The 21,566-nt window shown below is 72.4% G+C and carries 15 protein-coding genes; 5 read left to right on the plus strand and 10 right to left on the minus strand.

Annotation, left to right across the window (positions count from 1 at the left end):
- Positions 1-79: 79 nt before the first annotated feature.
- The 3 genes from HFV08_RS21225 to HFV08_RS21235 all read right to left on the minus strand — a co-directional run bounded on the left by HFV08_RS21225 (position 80) and on the right by HFV08_RS21235 (position 4,964).
- The gene (locus tag HFV08_RS21225; RefSeq protein WP_168541390.1) at positions 80-913 is read right to left on the minus strand and encodes a PIG-L family deacetylase; all 834 of its coding nucleotides are present in this window, start codon (positions 911-913) and stop codon (positions 80-82) included.
- A gap of 249 nt (positions 914-1,162) precedes the next feature.
- Positions 1,163-3,202: a hypothetical protein gene (locus tag HFV08_RS21230; RefSeq protein WP_168541392.1), complete on the minus strand. Its 2,040-nt coding sequence runs from the start codon at positions 3,200-3,202 to the stop codon at positions 1,163-1,165.
- Between the two features lie 124 nt (positions 3,203-3,326).
- On the minus strand, positions 3,327-4,964 hold the full coding sequence (locus HFV08_RS21235) for an ABC-F family ATP-binding cassette domain-containing protein (protein ID WP_168541394.1): 1,638 nt from the start codon (positions 4,962-4,964) through the stop codon (positions 3,327-3,329).
- Positions 4,965-5,199: 235 nt separating this feature from the next.
- Here HFV08_RS21235 and HFV08_RS21240 point away from each other — a divergent pair, with 235 nt between their 5' ends.
- Positions 5,200-6,150: an FAD-dependent oxidoreductase gene (locus HFV08_RS21240; RefSeq protein ID WP_168541396.1), complete on the plus strand. Its 951-nt coding sequence runs from the start codon at positions 5,200-5,202 to the stop codon at positions 6,148-6,150.
- 236 nt (positions 6,151-6,386) lie between these two features.
- Here the strand turns inward: HFV08_RS21240 and HFV08_RS21245 are convergent, their stop codons facing one another.
- Entirely contained in the window at positions 6,387-8,147 is a 1,761-nt protein-coding gene (locus tag HFV08_RS21245) for a BCCT family transporter (protein ID WP_168541398.1), read from the minus strand.
- Between the two features lie 335 nt (positions 8,148-8,482).
- Between HFV08_RS21245 and HFV08_RS21250 the strand changes: the two genes are divergently transcribed.
- Positions 8,483-10,006 (plus strand): M1 family metallopeptidase, encoded by a 1,524-nt coding sequence (locus tag HFV08_RS21250; RefSeq protein WP_168541400.1) that lies wholly within the window; start codon positions 8,483-8,485, stop codon positions 10,004-10,006.
- A gap of 96 nt (positions 10,007-10,102) precedes the next feature.
- On the opposite strand, the gene HFV08_RS21255 is transcribed toward HFV08_RS21250, so the two are convergent.
- Positions 10,103-11,551: an amino acid permease gene (locus HFV08_RS21255; protein WP_168541403.1), complete on the minus strand. Its 1,449-nt coding sequence runs from the start codon at positions 11,549-11,551 to the stop codon at positions 10,103-10,105.
- 289 nt (positions 11,552-11,840) lie between these two features.
- On the opposite strand from HFV08_RS21255, the gene HFV08_RS21260 reads away from it, so the two are divergent.
- Positions 11,841-12,578 carry a MerR family transcriptional regulator gene (locus tag HFV08_RS21260; protein ID WP_168541405.1) on the plus strand — a complete coding sequence of 246 codons (738 nt, stop codon included), beginning with the start codon at positions 11,841-11,843 and terminating at the stop codon, positions 12,576-12,578.
- Between the two features lie 119 nt (positions 12,579-12,697).
- Here the strand turns inward: HFV08_RS21260 and HFV08_RS21265 are convergent, their stop codons facing one another.
- The 4 genes from HFV08_RS21265 to HFV08_RS21280 all read right to left on the minus strand — a co-directional run bounded on the left by HFV08_RS21265 (position 12,698) and on the right by HFV08_RS21280 (position 18,566).
- Positions 12,698-14,869: a 3-hydroxyacyl-CoA dehydrogenase NAD-binding domain-containing protein gene (locus HFV08_RS21265; RefSeq protein ID WP_168541407.1), complete on the minus strand. Its 2,172-nt coding sequence runs from the start codon at positions 14,867-14,869 to the stop codon at positions 12,698-12,700.
- A gap of 42 nt (positions 14,870-14,911) precedes the next feature.
- On the minus strand, positions 14,912-16,126 hold the full coding sequence (locus tag HFV08_RS21270; RefSeq protein WP_168541409.1) for an acetyl-CoA C-acetyltransferase: 1,215 nt from the start codon (positions 16,124-16,126) through the stop codon (positions 14,912-14,914).
- 57 nt (positions 16,127-16,183) lie between these two features.
- The gene (locus HFV08_RS21275; RefSeq protein WP_168541411.1) at positions 16,184-17,326 is read right to left on the minus strand and encodes an acyl-CoA dehydrogenase family protein; all 1,143 of its coding nucleotides are present in this window, start codon (positions 17,324-17,326) and stop codon (positions 16,184-16,186) included.
- A gap of 103 nt (positions 17,327-17,429) precedes the next feature.
- On the minus strand, positions 17,430-18,566 hold the full coding sequence (locus HFV08_RS21280; protein ID WP_168541413.1) for a CaiB/BaiF CoA transferase family protein: 1,137 nt from the start codon (positions 18,564-18,566) through the stop codon (positions 17,430-17,432).
- A gap of 266 nt (positions 18,567-18,832) precedes the next feature.
- Here HFV08_RS21280 and HFV08_RS21285 point away from each other — a divergent pair, with 266 nt between their 5' ends.
- Positions 18,833-20,032: a saccharopine dehydrogenase family protein gene (locus tag HFV08_RS21285; protein ID WP_168541415.1), complete on the plus strand. Its 1,200-nt coding sequence runs from the start codon at positions 18,833-18,835 to the stop codon at positions 20,030-20,032.
- Positions 20,033-20,172: 140 nt separating this feature from the next.
- Here HFV08_RS21285 and HFV08_RS21290 read toward each other — a convergent pair whose 3' ends face one another.
- Positions 20,173-20,871, minus strand: coding sequence for an endonuclease V (locus HFV08_RS21290; RefSeq protein ID WP_168541417.1), 699 nt, complete (start codon positions 20,869-20,871; stop codon positions 20,173-20,175).
- A gap of 248 nt (positions 20,872-21,119) precedes the next feature.
- Between HFV08_RS21290 and ssgD the strand changes: the two genes are divergently transcribed.
- Complete coding sequence (ssgD, locus tag HFV08_RS21295; RefSeq protein WP_168541419.1) at positions 21,120-21,533, plus strand: spore wall synthesis regulator SsgD; 414 nt, start codon at positions 21,120-21,122, stop codon at positions 21,531-21,533.
- Positions 21,534-21,566: the final 33 nt, after the last annotated feature.

Below are 21,566 nucleotides of genomic sequence, written 5' to 3' on the forward strand. Positions count from 1 at the left end.
GGGCGGAACAGGCCGGAGCCCCCCCGAGCCGTGCGGTACGGAACGGCACGGCACGGTGCGGCCCGGCCCGGCCCGGGGGTCAGCGCAGTCCGGCGAAGAGATCGTTCTCGGGCACGGGCGCGCCGGTGGTGTCCTTGACGCGTACGAAGGTCTCCATGCCCATCAGCTCGGCGAACTTCTCCTTGCCCATCTTGAGGAAGAAGATGTTCTCGCCCTGACTGGCGTGCGCGGCCAGGGCGTCGAACTTCTGGCCGCTGAAGGCGACGGTGTCCACCCAGGTGGTGATCTCCTCGTCGGGGAGGCCGATCTCGGCCAGCGCGGCGGCCTCCTCGGGGTCCGGCTCCGGCATGTCCTCGCCCAGCTCACGCAGGGTCTCCCCGAACCGCTGCATCATCGAGCGGGGCGCCGTCGTCCAGTACACCTTCGGGGTCAGCTCGATCGTCTCCAGCGCCGCCATGGTGATGCGGTGGGCCTGGATGTGGTCGGGGTGGCCGTAGAAGCCGTTCTCGTCGTAGGTGACGACCACATCCGGCCGGTAGTGCCGCATCAGCTCCGCGAGCCGGGCGGCGCCGTCCGCCACCGGGGTCTGCCAGAAGGAGCCGGGGGCGTCGTTGCTCGGCCAGCCCACCATTCCGGAGTCGGCGTAGTCCAGGGTCTCCAGGTCGCTGATCTTCAGGACCTCGCAGCTCGCCGCCAGCTCCGCCCGGCGCATCTCGGCGACGGCCGCCGGGTCATGACCGGGATCGCCCGGTTTGACACCTCCCGGCCCGTCGCCGCAACCGCCGTCGGTACAGGTCACCAGCACCGTACGGATGCCTTCCGCCGCATAGCGCGCGAGGACGCCGCCGGTCGAGGTGGCCTCGTCGTCGGGGTGGGCGTGTACCGCCATGAGCACCAAGGGTCGATCAGACATCGGAAGTCCTCGCATTTTCTCTCGCTGTGTCCTGCACATGTGGGCGGCTCAGGTGCCGCGGGTGGGGAAGCCGGATCCCGGTGGGGGCGCACGAGCGTGCGCTCTCCCCCGTCGACGGCCGGTTCCCGGGAGGGACAACCATGCGCCCCGGACCTGCTGTTCCCGACCTGAGCAGCTCGGCGACCGCCGGGGACGCGCTCCGGGTCCGGATGCGCTCCACCCGCGGTGCGGGACCGGCCCCGCACACGCTCAGACCTCCGCCGCGTGCTGGTCGAGCCAGGCCCGCGCGGCCGCCTGTTCGGCCTCGGTGGGTGGCGGGCGCAGCTGGTCCGGGTACCGGATCAGGCAGTGGCGCCGGGCGGTCTCCAGGCCGATCGCGCGCGCCGCGGGCGAGAGGTCCGGGTGTTCGGCGACCTCCACGGCACGCTGCCACCAGCTCCGGCTGCGCGAGTCGACGGAATAGTGCCACAGCGGCTGTGCGGGGTCGGCGACTCCGAGGAGTACCCGGTGCAGTACATAGTCGCGCAGGCCGGGTGTGCCGAGCAGCCGGTCGGCCACGCGCAGCGGGTGCTCGCCGTCGAGGCGGGCCCGGACCAGCACCCAGGTCATCAACTGGCCCTCGTCATGGGCGTCCGAGGCGACGAACTCCCACAGCTCCGCCGCTCCGGCCTCGTCCGGGGCGCCGAGACGGGTGAGCGGGCGCAGGTCGTTCTTCCAGACCGGTCGGGCGCGGTTCCACCAGGCGAGCAGCCGGGCGGCGGCCGGGTGTCCCAGGTCGAGGGCGAGGCAGGTCAGGGTGACGAGCGGGTGGCGCCACTCGGTGTAGGTCGTCTTGTACTTCTTGGTGAGGTCGCCGAGCCTCGGCAGCAGGGCGTCGACATCCGCCGCGGTGCCCTGCCCGTGGGCGAGGAGCAGTTCGAGGCAGAAGCCGAGCCCCTGCAGAGCGGTGCCGGGGGCGGCCACCTGCTCGTGCAGCCAGCGCGTGTCGGCGTCGGTGAGCGCCCGGTACCGGTGCCAGACATCGCCCAAGGCGCCCTCGTAGGCGGTGAGATCGGGTCCGGAGGCGGGCGCGCCCTCGTCGAAGCGCTCCACGACGGCCAGCACCTCCGCGGTCTCCACCCCGGCGAACACCGCTCCCCCGGGCTTCAGTACCGCCTCCCGGAGCAGCTCGACCCGGTCGCGCGCCAACTCCGCAGTGCGGACGCGCAGTTCGCGGGGCAGCCGGGTGTCGGTGGCGCAGCGGGCCGCGGTCAGGGTGTGGAAGAGGAGTTCCGTCTCGTGGTGCGCGTCGGTCTCCCGGCCCCAGGCCGCCGTGACGCTGTTGACCAGGGCACCGGCCAGCTCCCGGGTCGCCGCCGCCGGGGCGCCGCGCGCGGCCAGTTCCGCCGCGAGGCCGGCGGCGGCCCGTACCGGGTCCGGCTCCCGGAGCGCCTGGTGCAGCGCCAGCCACTCGGTGACCGTCTCGGGTTCACCGGCGAGCACCCATTCCCGTACCCGGGCCAGTCCCCGCTCGGACGGGACCTCGGCCAGGACACCGGCCGCGGCGGAGCCCAGTGCGTCGCACCTCTCCCAGGCGGCGTGGTGCTCCTGCCGGAGCAGGGCGTGCAGCAGCTCCGGCCAGGCCTCCCAGTCCGCCGGATTCCCCCGGTGGCCGGTCCGCCAGGCCCCCAGCAGGCGTTCCGCCTCGGCGGGAGTCAGCGCCTCGCGCCGCTCCAGCGCGCGCACGAACGGGGCCGGGGCCTCCGCCTCCTCGCGCAGCCGGTCATGCAGCCAGTCGGCCTGGACGCGGCTCAACGGCCGGTAGCGGAAGGGGAGTCGGCGGCGGTCCACCGGTTCGTCCAGCTCGTCCAGGAACTGGCGTACGCCGTGCGGGTCCCCGGGATCCGGCAGGCCCGCGGCGTCCCGGTGGGTGACGTGGTCGAGGCGGAAGGCGCCCTCCGGACCACCGTTCTCGATCCGGAAACCGGCCGGGCCCGCGCCGAGCCCGGCCGCGACGACGGCGTGGTCGCCGCCCCAGTGCAGCAGCAGCTCGCCGGTCAGGGCGCCCGCGCGGTCGAAGGCCCGCTGGTGGGACTGCCAGTGCCAGTACGCGAAGGAGAAGGGCGCAGTCCGGCCCGTACCCAGTTCGGCGGCGTCCGCGTGGCCGTCGCTCTGGGTGTAGCGGGAGCGGTGCGGCGGGGGCAGCACCAGGAATCCGTCGGCGCCCAGGCGCCGCCACCACGCGGTGATCGTGACGAGGTCCGACGGTCGCTCCAGGTGACCCTGCTCGGCGGTGTCGGCTCGGTTCATGTACGGGCTCCCTCAGTCCTGCCGGCCGGGCGCATGCCCCCGCCGGATGCGGCGCTCCCCCGGAGCCGCCTCGGCGGCGCCCCGCTCTCCCGCGAGGCCCCGCCGCTTCTGCCGTTCGGATTTCTCAGATCTCGCTGACCCGGCCTCCGGCCACCTCGATACGCCGGGTGGTACGGACGGCGTCCAGCATCCGGCGGTCGTGGGTGACGAGGAGCAGGGTGCCCTGGTAGGAGTCGAGGGCGGACTCCAGCTGCTCGATGGCGGGCAGGTCGAGGTGGTTGGTCGGCTCGTCGAGGACCAGCAGGTTGACGCCGCGGCCCTGGAGCAGCGCGAGCGCGGCCCGGGTGCGTTCGCCGGGTGACAGCGAGGAGGCCGGGCGCAGTACGTGCTCGGCGCCGAGGCCGAACTTGGCGAGCAGGGTGCGTACTTCGGCCGGGTCGAGGGCGGGGGCGGCGGCGCGGAAGGCCTCGGTGAGCGGGGCCTCGCCGTGGAAGAGCGCACGGGCCTGGTCCACCTCGCCGACCACCACGCCGGGGCCGACCGCGGCGTGCCCGGAGTCCAGCGGGACCCGCCCGAGGAGGGCGCCGAGCAGGGTGGACTTGCCCGCGCCGTTGGGTCCGGTGACCGCGACCCGGTCCGCCCAGTCGATCTGGAGGGTCGCGGGGCCGAAGGAGAAGTCACCGCGCCGCAGGCGGGCCTCGCGCAGGGTGGCGACCACCGCGCCGGAGCGGGGCGCGGCGGCGATCTCCATCCGCAGCTCCCACTCCTTGCGGGGCTCCTCGACGACGTCGAGGCGCTCGATCATGCGCTGGGTCTGGCGGGCCTTGGCGGCCTGCTTCTCGCTCGACTCCGAACGGAACTTGCGGCCGATCTTGTCGTTGTCGGTGGACTTGCGCCGCGCGTTCTTGACGCCCTTGTCCATCCAGGACCGCTGGGTGTGCGCGCGCTCCTGGAGCGAGGCCCGCTTGTCCGCGTACTCCTCGAACTCCTCGCGGGCGTGGCGCCGGGCGCGCTCGCGCTCGTCGAGATAGGCGCCGTAACCGCCGCCGTAGAGCGCGATCCGCTGCTGGGCGAGGTCGAGTTCGAGGACCTTGGTGACGGTGCGGTTGAGGAACTCGCGGTCGTGGCTGACCAGGACGGTGCCCGCGCGCAGTCCGCCGACGAAGCGCTCCAGGCGTTCCAGTCCGTCCAGGTCGAGGTCGTTGGTGGGCTCGTCGAGGAGGAAGACGTCGTAGCGGGAGAGCAGCAGCGAGGCGAGTCCGGCGCGGGCGGCCTGGCCGCCGGAGAGCGAGGTCATCGGCTGCTCCAGGCTGACCGCGAGGCCCAGCGAGGCGGCCACCTCACCGGAGCGCTCCTCCAGGTCGGCGCCGCCGAGGGCGAGCCAGCGCTCCAGGCCGAGCGCATAGGCGTCGTCGGCCCCGGGCGCACCGGTGGCGAGCGCCTCGGCGGCGGCGTCCATCTCCCGCTGCGCACGGGCCACCCCGGTGCGGCGGGCGAGGAAGTCCGCCACGCTCTCCCCCGGGCGGCGTTCCGGCTCCTGCGGCAGGTGCCCCACGGTCGCGGTGGGCGGGGAGAGGCTCAACTCGCCCTCCTCCGGGGTGTCCAGCCCGGCGAGGAGGCGGAGCAGGGTGGACTTTCCCGCGCCGTTGGCACCGACGAGTCCGATCACCTCGCCGGGCGCGACCACCAGGTCGAGCCCGGAGAAGAGCGAGCGGTCGCCGTGTCCGGCGGCGAGTTGCTTGGCGACGAGAGTGGCAGTCATCAGGGTGCTGATCCTAACGAGGCGGCGGGCCCGGTCGGTTCACGGGAGCCCGGCGGCCCCCGGTCGCCCGCGCGAGCGGTCCACGTACGGGAGCGGGTACCGCCCACACGAGCGGTCCACGTACGGGACCGGGTGCCGCCCACACGAGCGGTCCACGTACGGGACCGGGTGCCGCCCACCCTCCGCCTCCCGCAGCCCTTGCCCGCCCGGTGCCCCGGCTGCCTACGATCCGGGGGTGAAGAGCGAGGCGATCGTCATCGGCAGCGGAGTCATCGGGCTCACCACCGCGCTCGCGCTCGCCGAGCAGGGCCGGCGGGTGCGGGTCTGGACGCGGGAGCCGGCCGGGGCCACCACCTCGGCGGTGGCGGGCGCACTGTGGTGGCCGTACCGGATCGAGCCCGTGGCGCTCGCCGCCGACTGGGCGCTGGAGTCCCTGAGCACCTTCCTCCAGCTCGCGGAGAGCGCGCCCGGCAGCGGAGTGCGCACGGTCCCGGGCGTGCACCGGGGGCTCTCACGCGACTCCCTGGGCTCCTGGGCGGCGCGGGTGCCGGGGCTGCGGGAGGCCACCGGGCGGGAGTGCCCGGGTGGCGGGCTGTGGGCGCGGCTGCCGCTGCTGGACATGCCGGTGCATCTGCGGTGGCTGGCCGAACGCCTGGCGGCGGCCGGGGGCGGCGTCGAACTCCGGGAGGTCCACGCCCTGGACGAGGCTTTCGACGAGGCCCCAGTGGTGGTCAACTGCTCCGGGCTCGGCGCGCGCGAGCTGGTTCCGGACCCCGGAGTGCGGCCGGTGCGGGGGCAGTTGGTGCTGGTGGAGAACCCGGGCGTCGAGAGCTGGTACGTCGAGGCGGCGCCGGGGGCGCGGACGACCACGTACTTCTTCCCGCAGCCCGGCAGACTGGTGCTCGGCGGCACGGCCGAGGAGGACTCCTTCTCGACGCGGCCGGATCCGGGCACCGCCGCGGAGATCGTCCGGCGCTGTGCGGCCGTCCGGCCGGAGATCGCCGAGGCGCGGGTCCTCGGCCACCTGGTCGGGCTGCGGCCCGCGCGGCGTTCGGTGCGCCTGGAGGCGGTCCGGCGCGCGGACGGCGGGCTCCTGGTGCACCACTACGGTCACGGCGGCGCTGGGGTGACGGTGGCCTGGGGCGCGGCGCGGGCGGCGGCTCAGCTGGTGTCCGGCGTGGGCTGAGCCGCCGCGGGGTGACAGGCGCCGAGGTCCGGGGGCCGAGAAGGCCAGGGGCCGAGGAGACCGGGCGCGCTCCCGCCGGACCCGGCGGGCCGGCAGCCGAGGCCAGGTGCGAGGTGCCGGACCCGGCGGGACCGGCGCCGAGGCCGGGGGCGGGGGCGGGAGACGCGAAGGTGCCCGTCACGCGCGCGGCGTGACGGGCACCTTCTGGGCCGAGGGGCCGAGGCGGCCCCGGGCGGTCAGGTCTTGCTGACCGTCTCCGGCTCCACTGCGCCGATGGGGTCGCCCTCGACCTGGGTGCCCGCGCCCGGGCCGACCTGGATCGCGAACTCCCCGTCGTACTTCTCGTGTCCGGCCACGACGGCGGCGCCGACCGCCTCCGAGCCCATCCGGCCGCGCACGATGAGCGGGTCGCGCCGCAGGTCGCGCATGAGCGCGAAGCACATCCCGATCATCACCAGGACGAAGGGCGCGGCCGCGAGGATCGTGAGGTTCTGCAGTCCGGTGAGCGCGTCGCCCTCGCCGTTGCCGATCAGCAGCATGATCGCGGCGACCGCGCCGGTCACCACACCCCAGAACACGACCACCAGGCGGCCGGGTTCGAGCGCGCCCTTCTGCGAGAGGGTGCCCATGACGATGGAAGCGGCGTCCGCGCCGGAGACGAAGAAGATGCCGACCAGGACCATCACCAGGATGCTCATGGCGGTGGCGAGCGGGTACTCGGCGAGGACGCCGAAGAGCTGGCCCTCGGGAGTGGACTCGCCGGCCAGCTTGCCCTGCTCCTGGAGCTTCATCGCGGAGGTGCCGAAGATGGCGAACCAGATCAGGCTGACCGTGCTGGGGACCAGGATGACGCCGCCGACGAACTGGCGGATGGTCCGGCCGCGGCTGATGCGCGCGATGAACATGCCGACGAAGGGCGTCCAGGAGATCCACCAGGCCCAGTAGAAGACCGTCCAGCTGCCCAGCCACTCGCGGATGCCCTCGCCGCCGGTGGCCTCGGTGCGCCCGGCGAGCTCGGGGAGGTCACCGAGGTAGGAGAAGAGCGAGGACGGCACCATGTCGAGGGCGATGATGGTCGGCCCCGCGATGAAGACGAAGACCGCGAGGACGAGCGCGAGCACCATGTTGATGTTCGACAGCCACTGCACGCCCTTCTCGACGCCGGAGATCGCCGAGAGCACGAAGGCGGCCGTGAGCACGGTGATGATCAGCACGAGCAGTCCGGTGCTGACGTCGTCCATCCAGTCGAGGACCTCGAAGCCGGAGCCGATCTGCAGGGCGCCGAGGCCCAGCGAGGCGGCGGAGCCGAAGAGGGTGGCGAAGATGGCCAGGATGTCGATGACCCGGCCGACACCGCCGTTCGCGTGGCGCTCGCCGATCAGCGGGGCGAACACCGCGCCGATGGTCTGGCGCCTGCGGCGGCGGAAGGTGCTGTACGCGATCGCGAGTCCGGCCACCGCGTAGATGGCCCACGGGTGCAGCGTCCAGTGGAAGAGCGTGGTCGCCATCGCGGTCTGCATCTTGTCCGCGGAGCTGGCGGGGTCGGTGCCGGGCGGCGGTGTCTTGAAGTGCGCGAGGGGCTCGCTGACGCCCCAGAACATCAGGCCGATGCCCATACCGGCGCTGAACATCATCGCGATCCAGGACACCGTACGGAACTCGGGCTCCTCGCCCTCGGTGCCGAGTGTGATCCGGCCGTAGCGGCTGGCGGCCAGCCACAGCGCGAAGACGACGAAGGCGGAGGCGACCAGCATGAAGGCCCAGCCGCCGTTGTGCACCAGGCTCTTGAGGGCACGCCCGGAGACGTCTTCGAGGTTGTCGGTCGCGAGCCAGCCCCACAGCACGAAGGCGAGGGTGAGCGCGGCGGTGACACCGAAAACGATCTTGTCCGTGACGGGCCGCTGGTGATCGCCGGCGAGGGGGTCGCCCCTTCCGCCCGTGAGATCCGCGGTGGCGCCGGGCCCCTGTGTGCCCGAGCCCTTTTCTTCTTGTGTCACTTGGCGGCACCTTTCACGGAAATGGTCGATTGTTATTTTTTATCGGTTCTTACCCGTTTCGGCACATTGGCCCCCGCGTGCCCCAACGGTACGAGGCCGTGGACGCGCGACCGGGACAGACTGCTTACCGCATGCGCCTACCCGGGTTCAATGGATCAACGCCCGCGTTATTCGAGGTGGGCCGCGAAATAAACGGAAGGGGAAAGTCCAGGGCGGCCGGGGCGAGATGTCGCCCCCATGTCAGTCATGTGTCAGACAAAGCCATGGACATGACGGTGGACCAAAGGGCTGAATATGCTCGAACCAATCTTGTGACCCCACCACTTGGAGATTTCGTGCACCGCAGACTGCTCGTCCCCGGCGTCCTCGCGACCGGCCTGATGCTGGCGATCCCGGCCTCGGCCGCCGACTACACCCCGGGGGCCCCGAGCATCGGGGACTCGTACTACCCGGCCGCCGGAAACGGTGGTTACGACGTGTCCCACTACGACCTCAGGCTGAAGTACCAGCCCAAGACGGACCTGCTCGAAGGCACCGCGACCATCCTCGCGACCACCACGCAGGACCTCTCCCGATTCAATCTGGACTTCGCGCTCAAGGTGAGCGAGGTGCGGGTGAACGGCAAGAAGGCGAAGTTCAAGAAGACGGGCGAGCAGGAGCTGCAGATCACCCCGGCGGCCGGGCTGCCCAAGGACACGCCGGTCACGGTCGTGGTGCGCTACGCCGACAAGCCCTCCACGGTGAAGGTCAACGACTGGACCTCCTGGGTGCGCACCCCGGACGGCGCCGTCGCCGCGCAGGAGCCGGAGTCCGCCGCGTGGTGGTACCCCTCCAACGACCACCCGCTCGACAAGGCCACGTACGACATCTCGGTCTCGGTGCCCGAGGGCAGCCAGGCGATCTCCAACGGCACACTGCAGTCGACGAGTTCGAAGCTCGGCTGGACCCGCTACAGCTGGCGCTCCAGCAAGCCGCAGGCCACGTATCTGACGACGCTGGCGGTCGGCAAGTTCGACGTCACCACGGACACGACGGCGAGCGGGCTGCCGGTCGTCAACGCCTACAGCAAGGACCTCGGCGAGAACGGGGGCGCGGCCCGGGCCAGCATCGAGCGCTCCGGTGAGGCCGTGGAGTTCCTGGAGACCGTCTTCGGCCCGTACCCGTTCAACGCGCTCGGCGGCTACGTACCGAACGTCACCAGCGGTTTCGCCCTGGAGACGCAGACCCGGCCCTTCTACAGCCCCAAGCAGTTCGCCAAGGGCGCGAACGTCTCCGTGGTGGTGCACGAGCTGGCGCACCAGTGGTACGGCGACAGCGTCTCGCTCGGCGACTGGGCGGACATCTGGCTCAACGAGGGCTTCGCGAGCTACGCGCAGTGGCTCTGGTCGGAGCACGAGGGCGAGGGCACCGCGCAGGAACTGGCGGACTACATCTACGACTCCTACCCGGCCGACGACCCCTTCTGGACGGTGAAGCCGGGCAACCCGGGCGCGGACAAGCAGTTCGACGGCGCCGTGTACGACCGGGGCGCGCTGACGCTCCAGGCGCTGCGCAACGAGATCGGCGACAAGGCCTTCTTCGAGATCCTCAAGGGCTGGCCCACCGAGCGCGCCCACGGCAACGCGCGGATCCCGGAGTTCGTCGCGTACGCCGAGAAGGTCTCCGGCAAGGACCTCGGCTCCTTCTTCGACACCTGGCTCTTCCAGCCGCAGAAGCCGGCCGGGGCCACGGCGAAGGCGGCCGGGCTCGCGGCCCGCGCCGAGGCGCCCGCCAAGGCGCCCAAGTCCTGGAAGAAGATCGCGGACACCCACGACATCCACGACCACGGCGACGCGCACACGGACGGCCGCCGGCACTGAGCCGGGGCATCCGGCACGTCTCCCGTCGCTCCCGGCGGGTGACGGCTCCCGCGGCTCCCGGTGTCCCACCGGGAGCCGCGGGGTCGGGCGGCGGGCTCAGTCCCGGAGCGCGCTCCTGGCGTCCCGGCGGCGGATGGCGTACCAGCCCGCGACCAGCCCCGCCGCGATGAGCGGGATCAGATAGAGGGTCTTGCGGCCGACCTCCGGGTCCTCCCACATCAGGCCGAGCACCGAGAGCAGGAAGGCGATGGTGGCGATCTCGGTGACCGGGCTGCCGGGCAGCCGGAACTGCGGGCGGGTGAGCAGGCCCTCCTTGGCCCGGCGGACGAAGGCCAGGTGGCAGACCATGATGATCACCCAGGTGCTGATGATCCCCAGCGAGGCGATGTTCAGGACGATCTCGAAGGCCTTGCCGGGCACCAGGTAGTTGAGGCCGACGCCGAGCACGCAGACCGCGGAGGTCAGCATGATGCCGCCGTAGGGCACCTGGCTGCGGTTCATCCGGGCGGTGAACCTCGGGGCGGAGCCCGCCATCGCCATGGAGCGCAGGATCCGGCCGGTCGAGTACAGGCCCGAGTTGAGGCTGGACATCGCGGCGGTCAGCACGACCAGGTTCATCACGTCACCGGCGGCCGGGACGCCGATCCTGGACAGGACGGTCACGAAGGGGCTCTGGCCCGCCGAGTACGCCGAGGCGGGCAGCAGCAGCGCGAGCAGCACCACCGAGCCGACGTAGAAGAGCCCGACCCGCCACATGATCGAGTTCACCGCGCGCGGGACGACCTTGTGCGGCTCGGCGGTCTCGCCCGCGGCGACGCCGACCAGCTCCAGGGAGGCGTAGGCGAAGACCACGCCCTGCATCACCAGGACGACCGGCATCAGCCCGTGGGGCAGGAATCCGCCGTGGCCGGTGATGACGTCCGGGCCCGGGCTCTCGCCGCCGACCTTGTGCTGGGTGACGAGGAGGAAGATGCCGATGCACATGAAGGCGACCAGGGCCGCCACCTTGATGATGGAGAACCAGAACTCCATCTCGCCGAAGATCTTCACCGAGATCAGGTTCACCGCGAGGACGACCGCGAGCGCGATCAGCGCGAGGGTCCACTGCGGGATGTCGGTGAACAGGCTCCAGTAGTGGGTGTAGAGCGCGATGGCGGTGATGTCCGCGATACCGGTGGTGGACCAGTTGACGAAGTACATCCACCCGGCGACGTAGGCGCCCTTCTCGCCGAGGAACTCGCGGGCGTAGGAGACGAAGGAGCCGGAGGAGGGCCGGTACAGGACCAGCTCGCCGAGGGCCCGGACGACGAAGAAGGCGAAGATGCCGCAGACCAGATAGGCCAGCGCCAGGGCGGGTCCCGCGTCGTGCAGGCGGCCGCCCGCGCCGAGGAAGAGTCCGGTGCCGATCGCGCCGCCGATCGCGATCATGTTGACGTGCCGGGCCTTGAGGTCCTTGCTGTAACCGGCGTCGCCCGCGTCGTGGGGCGTGGGGGCCGTGTCCGTCCGGGACACGGCGGGTGCCGTGTCGAGGGCTTCCTTGCTCACGGTGGAACCACTCTCTGGTACGCGGAGATTCTCCGGTTGTACGGATGTGCCGCGGCCCATGCCGGATCACGCCGGGCACGGGCCGTCGGCAACCCTCCCCCGAGCTGCGGCGATTACGCGGTGGCATGGATCACAGAGCGGAACTTCTCACATGCTGGGCAGGGGGTGTTCAGCCGGGAGGAAGCGGGATAGGGGCCGGGGATACCGGCGCCCGCTCACTTTCACATTGCTGGTGAGACAGCAATACTGTTGCACCAGCAGTGCGCGCCACCGGACACAGGAGCACGTCATGACCGCGGAAACCGCCGAGCCGACGCTCACGGTAGACGAACTGGCCGCGCGCGCGGGCGTCACCGTACGCACCGTCCGCTTCTACAGCACCCGCGGGCTGCTCCCTCCCCCGGTGATCGGCCCCCGCCGGGTCGGGCTCTACGGGTCCGCCCACCTCTCCCGGCTCGCCCTCATCGAGGAGCTCCAGCACCAGGGCATGACCCTCGCCGGGATCGAGCGCTACCTCCAGCAGCTGCCGAAGGACCTCAGCGCCCAGGACCTGGCGATCCACCGCGCACTGGTCTCCTCCTGGACCCCGGAGTCCACCGAACCGCTCTCCCGCGCCGAGCTGCGCAAGCGGGCCGGGCGTGAGCTGTCCGAGGCGGACCTGGAGCGCCTGGTCGCGATGAACATCATCCGGCGCACCGAGGACCCGGACGTCTTCGACACCGATCCCGGTCAGCTGCGCCTCGGGGTGGAGATGGTGGACGTGCCCATCCCCAACGAGACGATCCTGGCCGCCAGGACCGTGCTCATCGAGCACACCAGGGCGGTGGCCCGCGAGATGTCCCGGCTCTTTCGCGAGGAGGTCTGGGACGCCGGACGCGAGGGCGCCTCGGAGCAGGAGCACACCGCGGCGATGAAGTCCCTCTCCGCGCACATGCAGCCGCTGATCGTGCAGGCGATGCTCACGGCCTTCCAGCGCTCCATGCGCGAGGAGATCCGGGGCTGGTTCGGGCCGCAGTCGGCTCCGTAGCCGGGCGGGTGTACGTCCGGGGCGGAGCGCATACGGAGGGCCCCGCCCCGCGCCCTTCCCGGCGCGGACCGGGGCCCGTGGGCGTACGGGGCCGGGGCTCACCCCGACCCCGCTGGCCCTCACTCGTCGCCGAAGGTCTCCCCCGCCTCGGCCTTGCGCAGCAGCAGGCCGGTCGGCTCGAAGCGCTCGCCGTAGGTGGCGGCCAGTTCGCGCGCCCGGGCCACGAAGCCGGGCAGGCCGCCCTGGTAGCCGTTGATGTACTGGAGCACACCGCCGGTCCAGGCCGGGAAGCCGATGCCCATGATCGAGCCGATGTTGGCGTCGGCCACCGAGGTCAGCACGCCCTCCTCCAGGAGCCGGACGGTGTCCAGGGCCTCGGCGAAGAGCATCCGCTCCTGCATGTCCACGAACGGGATCCGGTGGCCGGGCTTGGTGAAGTGCTCGCGCAGCCCGGACCAGAGCCCGGCGCGCTTGCCGTCCTGGTAGTCGTAGAAGCCGGCGCCGCCGCTGCGCCCGGGGCGGTCGAACTCCTCGACCATCCGGTCGATCAGCTCCTCCGCCGGGTGCGCGGTCCAGGTGCCGCCCTCCGCCTCGATCGCCTGCTTGGTCTCCAGGCGGATCTTGCGCGGCAGGGTCAGCGTCAGCTCGTCCATGAGGGAGAGCACCTTGGCCGGGTAGCCGGCCTGTGCGGCGGCCTGCTCGACGGAGGCGGGCTCGATGCCCTCGCCGACCATGGCCACGCCCTCGTTGATGAAGTGGCCGATGACCCGGGAGGTGAAGAACCCGCGCGAGTCGTTGACCACGATCGGGGTCTTGCTGATCTGGCGGACCAGGTCGAAGGCGCGGGCCAGCGCCTCCTCGCCGGTGCGCTCGCCCTTGATGATCTCGACGAGCGGCATCTTGTCGACCGGCGAGAAGAAGTGCAGGCCGATGAAGTCCTCCTGCCGCTTCACGCCCTCGGCGAGACCGGTGATCGGCAGCGTGGAGGTGTTGGAGCAGAGCAGGGCGTCCGGGGCGACGACGTCCTGGATCTCCTGGAAGACCTTGTGCTTCAGCTCGGTGTTCTCGAAGACGGCCTCGATCACCGCGTCGCAGCCCGCGAGGTCGGCGACCTCCGCGGTCGGGGTGATCCGGGCGAGCAGCGCGTCCGCCTTCTCCTGGGTGGTACGGCCCCGGGAGACCGCCTTGGCGCACAGCCCCTCGGAGTAGGCCTTGCCCTTGGCGGCGGACTCGGCGCTGACGTCCTTGAGGACCACCTCGATACCGGCCCGGGCGCAGGAGTACGCGATACCGGCGCCCATCATGCCCGCGCCGAGCACGGCCACCTTGCCGACCTTGGTGGACTCGATGCCCTTGGGGCGGTTGGCACCGGAGTTGACGGCCTGGAGGTCGAAGAAGAAGGCCTGGATCATGTTCTTGGAGACCTGGCCGCTGGCCAGCTCCACGAAGTAGCGGGCCTCGATCTGCTCCGCGGTGGCGAAGTCGACCTGGGAGCCCTCGACCGCGGCGGCCAGGATGTTGCGCGCGGCCGGGTAGTTGGCGCCGGAGGTCTGCTTGCGCAGGTTGGCCGGGAAGGCCGGGAGGTTCGCGGCGAACTTGGGGTTCGCGGGGGTGCCGCCGGGGATCTTGTAGCCGGGCTTGTCCCAGGGCTGCGCGGACTCGGGGTTGGCGTCCACGAAGGCGCGGGCCTTGGCGATCAGTTCCTCGGGGGTGGCGGCGATCTCGTGGATGAGACCGGCGTCCAGGGCGCGCTTCGGGTTGTACTGGGTGCCCTGGAGCAGCACCTTCAGGAGCGCGTCGGCGATGCCGAGCAGGCGTACGGTGCGGACCACGCCACCGCCGCCGGGCAGCAGGCCGAGGGTGACCTCCGGCAGGCCGATCTTGGTGGCCGAGCCGTCCAGGGCGACCCGGTGGTGGGAGGCGAGGGCGATCTCGTAACCGCCGCCGAGGGCCGCGCCGTTGAGGGCGGCGACGACGGGGACGCCGAGGGTCTCGATACGGCGCAGGTCGCGCTTGATCGCGAGGCCGCCCTCGTAGGCGAGCTGGGCGGTCTCGGGGGTGACCTGGATGAGGTCGCGCAGGTCGCCGCCGGCGAAGAAGGTCTTCTTGGCGGAGGTGAAGATGACGCCGCGGACGGACTCCTTCTCGGCCTCCAGGCGGTCGGCGACCGCGGTGAGGGAGGCGCGGAAGTCCGCGTTCATGGTGTTCGCGGACTGCTTGGGGTCGTCCAGGACGAGGGTGACGAGGCCGGTCTCGTCCTGTTCCCAGCGGATGGTGGTGCTCTCGGTCATGGAAGCTTCTCCGTAAGGGGATCCGGAAGGGGACGGGACGGGTCAGAGGCGCTCGACGACGGTGGCGATGCCCATGCCGCCGCCGACGCAGAGGGTGACCAGGCCGAAGCGCTTGTCCTGGCGCTCCAGCTCGTCGATGACCGTGCCGAGCAGGATGGCTCCGGTGGCGCCGAGGGGGTGGCCGAGGGCGATCGCGCCGCCGTTGACGTTGATCTTGTCCAGGCTGGCGCCCATGTCGTCGGCGAAGCGCAGGACGACCGCGGCGAAGGCCTCGTTCATCTCGATGAGGTCGATGTCGTCGATGGTCAGCCCGGCGAGGGCGAGCGCCTTGCGGCTGGCGGGCGCGGGACCGGTGAGCATGATGGTGGGCTCGGAGCCGGAGACGGCCGCGGAGACGATACGGGCGCGCGGGGTGAGGCCGTTGCGCTCACCGGCCTCCTTGTTGCCGATGGCGACCAGCGAGGCGCCGTCCACGATGCCGGAGGAGTTGCCCGCGTGGTGCACGTGGTCGATCTTCTCGACCCAGTGGTACTCCTGCAGGGCCACCGCGTCGAAGCCGCCGAGCTCGCCGATGTCGGCGAAGGAGGGCTTCAGCTTGCCGAGGGCCTCGACGGTGGTGCCGGGGCGCAGGAACTCGTCCCGCTCCAGGACGAGCAGCCCGGTGCGGTCGCGGACCGGGATCACCGACCGGTCGAAGCGGCCCTCCTTCTGCGCGGTGGCGGCGCGCTCCTGGGAGAGGGCGGCGAACTCGTCCACGTCCGCCCGGGTCCAGCCGCCGAGGGTGGCGATCAGGTCGGCGCCGATGCCCTGCGGGACGAAGTTGGTCTCCAGGCTGGTGATCGGGTCGTGGAACCAGGCGCCGCCGTCGGAGCCCATGGGCACCCGCGACATCGACTCGACGCCGCCCGCGAGCACCAGGCTCTCCCAGCCCGAACGGACCTTGGCCGCCGCCATGTTGACGGCCTCCAGACCGGAGGCGCAGAACCTGTTCTCCTGCACGCCGGCCACGGTCTCGGGCAGACCGGCGGCGAGGGCGGCGATCCGGGCGATGTCCGAGCCCTGGTCGCCGATGGGGCTGACGACGCCGAGGACGATGTCGTCGATGGTCGCCGGGTCCAGGTCCGGGTGGCGGCCGCGGAGTTCCTTGATGAGGCCGACGATCAGGTCGATGGGCTTGGTGCCGTGCAGGGAGCCGGTGGCCTTGCCGCGCCCGCGGGGGGTGCGGATCGCGTCGTAGACGTACGCTTCGGTGGTCAAGACTGGAGCCTTTCTCGGGCGGGGAGGGTGAGGCGGCGGGGCGGTTGCCCGTCGTGGTCAGCCGAGCAGCGAGCGGCCGATGATCTCCTTCATGATCTCGGTCGTGCCTCCGTAGATCGTCTGGATGCGGCCGTCGGTGAAGGCCCTGGCCACCGGGTACTCGTTCATGTAGCCGTAGCCGCCGTGCAGTTGCAGGCAGCGGTCGGCGGTGCGCTTCTGCAGTTCGGTCGCCCACCACTTGGCCATCGAGGCGTTCACCGCGTCCAGGGTGCCGTCCGCGTGGTCGGTGATGCAGCGGTCGAGGTAGGCCCGGGTGACCGCGCACTCGGTGGCCATCTCGGCGATCTCGAAGCGTACGTGCTGGAGCCGGGCGAGCGGCCTGCCGAAGGCCTCGCGCTCCTTGACGTAGGTGGTGGTCAGCTCGACCAGGTACTCGGCCCCGGCGATGGCCGCTATCGCGATGGCCATCCGCTCCTGGGCGAGATTGGTCATCAGGTGGATGAAGGCGCCGTTCAGCTCGCCGAGCAGGTTCTCCTTGGGCACCCGTACGTCGTTGAAGAACAGTTCGGCGGTGTCCTGGGACTTCTGGCCGATCTTGTCGAGGTTGCGGCCCCGCTCGAAGCCCTCCATGCCGCGCTCGACGACGAGCAGCGAGAGCCCGTGCGCGCCGCCCTCGGGAGTGGTCTTGGCGACCACGACCACCAGGTCGGAGATGATCCCGTTGGAGATGAAGGTCTTGGAGCCGTTGAGCACCCAGTGGTCGCCGCGGTCCTCGGCCGTGGTGCGGATGCCCTGGAGGTCGGAGCCCGCGCCGGGTTCGGTCATGGCGATGGCGGTGATCAGCTCGCCGCTGCAGAATCCGGGCAGCCAGCGCCGCTTCTGCTCCTCGGTGGCGAGCGAGGTGAGGTAGGGGCCGATGATGTCGTTGTGCAGGCCGATGGCGAGTCCGGCCACCCCGGCCCGGGTGAACTCCTCGGCGAGTACGGCGCTGTAGCGGAAGTCCGGTTCGCCGCCGCCGCCGTACTCCTCGGGGACCGCGAGACCGAGCAGCCCCTGGCGGCCCGCCGCGAGCCAGACCTCGCGGGAGACGATGCCGTCCTTCTCCCACTGCTCGTAGTGCGGCAGGACCTCCTTGGCGAGGAAGGTCTTGACCGTCTCCCTGAATGCCTCGTGCTCGGGCGAGTAGATGAGCCGCTTCACGGCTTCCTCCTGTGGGCGGTTCGGCGTGGCACCCGGCCGGGCGCCGGCGGTCTCGGTCGGGCCCCGCGGGCTGCTCGCCCGGACGGGGACGCGGTTCGGTGGCTCAGGACGGCTCCGCCACCAGGTGCGGTACGTCCCAGTCGCGGGCGACCTCCTCGGTGTCCGCGCCGGGCAGCGCGGGGGCGGTGCGCACCCGGGTCGGGGTGGCGGAGAAGCGCGGGGCGGGGGCGGGCTGGGTGAGCCCGGCGTGCTCGACGAAGGTGCCGCGGGCGGCCAGATGCGGGTGGTCCGGCGCCTCGCGCATGGACAGCACCGGCGCGACACAGGCGTCGGAGTCCTGGAAGACCTCGGTCCACTCGGCCCGGGTGCGGGTCCTGAAGCGGGCGGCGACGGCCTCCCGCAGTTCTTCCCAGCGGCCGAAGTCCTCGCGGGCGGCGGCGGCTTCACCGAGGCCGAGCAGTTCGGCGAACTCCGCGTAGAACTGCGGTTCCAGGGCGCCGACGGCCATGTACCCGCCGTCGGAGGTCGCGTAGTTGCCGTAGAAGGGGGCGCCCCCGTCGAGGAGGTTGACCCCGCGGCGGTCCTGCCAGACCCCGGCCGCCGCCATGCCGTGGATCATCGAGGCGAGGTGGGCGGCGCCGTCCACGATGGCGGCGTCCACGACCTGTCCGGTGCCGGTGGCGCGGGCGTGCTGGAGGGCGGCGAGGACGCCCACGACCAGGTAGAGCGAGCCGCCCGCGTAGTCCCCGACGAGGTTCACCGGGACGGCCGGGGGCTCGTCCGCCTTGCCGATCATGCCCAGGGTGCCGGTGACCGCGATGTAGCCGAGGTCGTGCCCGGCGCGCTGGGCGAGCGGTCCCTCCTGGCCCCAGCCGGTCATCCGGCCGTAGACGAGGCGGGGGTTGCGGGCGAGGCAGTCCTCGGGTCCGACGCCGAGGCGTTCGGCGACACCGGGCCGGTAGCCCTCGATCAGGATGTCGGCGCGCTCCACCAGGCCGAGCACGGCGGCGGTGCCGCCCGGGGACTTCAGGTCCACGGCGACGGAGCGCTTGTTGCGGTTGGTGAGGTCCTTCTCCGGGGCGATGCCGAGGCCTCCGGCGGGGCGCTCCACCCGGACCACGTCCGCGCCGAGGTCGGCGAGGAGCATGGCGGCGAAGGGGCCCGGTCCGATGCCCGCGAGTTCGACCACCCGCACCCCGGTGAGCGGTCCCTGTCCCGGCGGCTCTGCCACTGACTCCACAACCCCTCGGTACGCGACCTGCACTGTGACACCATCGATGTAACAGTGTTGATGTTATGAACCAGCGGGTCCGCGCACAAGCCCTGTCGAGCAAGCGCTCAGTAACTCCCCCGGATGCCCGCCCGCCCACCAGGCGGACGGCCCGCTGCCGCCGTGATCGCGCACGCTAACCTCGGCCCCGGAAGAGGGCGTTCCGCGCGGATCGGCCGGGCTCGTGGCCGGTGCCGCCGGAGCCCGAGGCACGGGGGTCGGGGACAAGGGGTGTCATGGCAGCACAGAGCAGTCCCGAGCGGGCGGAGCGCACGTACGACATCGTGCTGTTCGGAGCCACCGGCTTCGTCGGGCAGCTGACCGCCGAGTACCTGGCCGCGCACGCACCGGCCGAACTGCGCTGGGCCGTCGCCGGGCGCAGCCCCGCCAAGCTGGACGCCCTGCGGACCCGGCTGGCCGAGCTCGCGCCCGAGGGGCCCGCGCCCGAGGTGGTGCGCGCCGAGGTGGACGACGCCGGCTCGCTGCGCGAACTCGCCGCGGGCGCCCGGGTGGTGGCCACCACGGTCGGCCCCTACATCAGCTACGGCGAGGGCCTGGTCGAGGCCTGCGCCGAGGCGGGCACCGACTACCTCGACCTCACCGGCGAGCCCGAGTTCGTGGACCTGATGTACGTACGCCACGACGCCCGGGCCCGGGAGACCGGCGCCCGCCTGGTGCACGCCTGCGGCTTCGACTCGGTGCCGCACGACCTCGGTGTGCAGTTCACCGTCGCGCAGCTGCCCGAGGGGGTGCCGCTGCGCGTCGACGGCTATGTGCAGGTCGACGCGCAGGCCTCCGGGGGCACCTTCGCCTCCGCCCTCACGGCCTTCTCGCGGGGGCCGCAGATGCTCGCCGCCGCCCGGGAGCGCAAGCAGCTGGAGCCCCGGCCGACGGGCCGCCGCGCCTACGCCCCGCCCGGCACCTTCCACTACTCCGGGGAGATCGGCGCCTGGGGGCTCCCGCTGCCCACCATCGACGCGCAGATCGTCCAGCGCTCGGCCCGCGCCCTGGAGCGCTACGGGCCCGACTTCCGCTACCGGCACTACGCGGGCGTGCGGCGCCTGGCCACCGTGGCGGGCCTGCTCGGGCTGGTCACCACCACCTTCGCCGCGGCCCAGTTCGGGCCCGCCCGGCGCTGGCTCTCGGACCGCCTCAAGCCGGGCGAGGGCCCGAGCGCGGAGCGGCGGGCCCGCAGCACCTTCTCGGTGCGCTTCATCGGCGAGGGCGGCGGCCGCCGCGTCTACACCGAGGTGGCGGGCGGCGACCCGGGCTACGACGAGACGGCGAAGATCTTCGCCGAGTCCGCGCTCAGCCTCGCCTTCGACAAGCTGCCCGCCACCGCGGGACAGGTCACCCCGGCGGTGGCGATGGGCGAGTCCCTGACGGACCGGCTCCGCGCGGCGGGCCTGACCATCCGGGTCGCCGCGGTGCGCTGAGGCGTCCGCTCCCCCGGGCCGCCCCGGCCCTCGCCGACCACCGTACGGGGGCGGGCAGTTCGCCCCGCGTCGTACGGCTACGAAGGGTCGGCCGGGGCGGCGCCCGGGGCCGTCCGGCCGTCCGCGCCGTACGGGAACCGTCAGGCGGAGCCCGAGGCCTCCTCGAGCGCCCGGCGGCAGAGCGCGTCCGCGCGGCGGGTGGACTCCGGCAGCCGGTAGCGCGGGGTGAGCGCGAGGACATGGGCGCAGGCCGACTCCAGCGTGGTGCGGTGGCCGACCGAGACGAAGACCGGTTTCACCCCGGCCCGGGTGCGCAGCGCACGGCCGACCTCCTCCGCGCCGTCGGTGAGCGGCGCGGCCGAGCCGCGCGCCCCGGAGGGCTCCGGGTAGGTGAAGGTGAAGGGGTTCTTCGCGACGCCGATCGCGGGCAGCCCGGTCAGCACCCCGAGGTGGCAGGCGAGCCCGAAGCGCCGGGGATGGGCGAGTCCGTAGCCGTCGCAGACCAGCAGCCCGGGGTCGGTGGCCAGCCCGCGGAGGGCGGCGAGGACCGCGGGCACCTCGCGGAAGGCGAGCAGCCCGGGCACGTACGGGAAACCGGCCCGGCCCACCGCCGTCGCCTCCTCGCGGACCTCCAGGCTCGCCGCGTCCAGGACGACCGCCGCGGCGGCGACCAGGTCGCGGGCGTCGTCGTAGGCGACATCGACCCCGGTGACCGTCCCGGTGCCGGGCGCGGGACCCTGTTCGCCGAGGACCACCCGGGAGCGCAACTCCTCCTGGACGGCGCGGGCCCGGGCCTCGGTGGCGGGCCAGCCCGCGGGCAGCGGAAAGCTCGTGATCATGGTCGGCCAGGGTACGCCGCGCCGGGGTTGGGCGACCGGCCGCGGCGGGCCGCGCACGCGCTCCCGCCCCGGCGCACAGGCAGGGACCGACCACCCGCAGCCATCTGGCCGAGAACCGCCCCCGGGGAAGTGAGGAAGGTCACTCCCCTTCCCAGTGCACGGATCCGGTCCCGCGCCCCTCTCACAGGGTGTCCGCCCCCCGCCCCCGCGCCCGCCTTCACGCGCCCCGGCCCCGCAAGGAGCAGGAGTTGTCCTCTGTCTCGCACTCCGTCGAAGTCCGGCTGATCGCCGTCGCCCCCCGCATTCCGGTCATTCCGGCGACCCTGCACTACGACGGCCGGGACCCCTTCGCCGTACGGATGACCTTCCCGGCCCATGCCGCCCTGCGCGGCCAGGAGGTCTGCTGGACCTTCGGCCGCGAACTGCTCGCCGAGGGCCTCGAACAGGAGGCGGGCGAGGGCGACGTGCGGGTGCGCCCCTACGGCTACGGCCGCACCATCCTGGAGTTCCACGGCGCCGAGGGCATCGCGGTGGTGCACATCGTCACCGAGCAGCTCCGCGGCTTCCTCGACCTCACCCGGGCGCTCGTCCCGCCGGGCGAGGAGCACCTGTTCGCCGACATCGAGCAGGATCTCGCGGACGCCCTCGACGACGTCTGCTGAACCCTCCGGGGCGGGGGATGCCCCGCCCCGGAC

The sequence above is a fragment of the Streptomyces physcomitrii genome (genome assembly GCF_012273655.1).
Classification (GTDB): Bacteria; Actinomycetota; Actinomycetes; order Streptomycetales; family Streptomycetaceae; genus Streptomyces; species Streptomyces physcomitrii.

Coding starts and splice junctions, on each gene's coding strand:
- HFV08_RS21225 (WP_168541390.1), bottom strand. CDS start 913: ATGTCTGATCGACCCTTGGTGCTCATGGCGGTACACGCCCACCCCGAC.
- HFV08_RS21230 (WP_168541392.1), bottom strand. CDS start 3,202: ATGAACCGAGCCGACACCGCCGAGCAGGGTCACCTGGAGCGACCGTCG.
- HFV08_RS21235 (WP_168541394.1), bottom strand. CDS start 4,964: ATGACTGCCACTCTCGTCGCCAAGCAACTCGCCGCCGGACACGGCGAC.
- HFV08_RS21260 (WP_168541405.1), top strand. CDS start 11,841: ATGACCGCGGAAACCGCCGAGCCGACGCTCACGGTAGACGAACTGGCC.
- HFV08_RS21265 (WP_168541407.1), bottom strand. CDS start 14,869: ATGACCGAGAGCACCACCATCCGCTGGGAACAGGACGAGACCGGCCTC.
- HFV08_RS21285 (WP_168541415.1), top strand. CDS start 18,833: ATGGCAGCACAGAGCAGTCCCGAGCGGGCGGAGCGCACGTACGACATC.
- HFV08_RS21290 (WP_168541417.1), bottom strand. CDS start 20,871: ATGATCACGAGCTTTCCGCTGCCCGCGGGCTGGCCCGCCACCGAGGCC.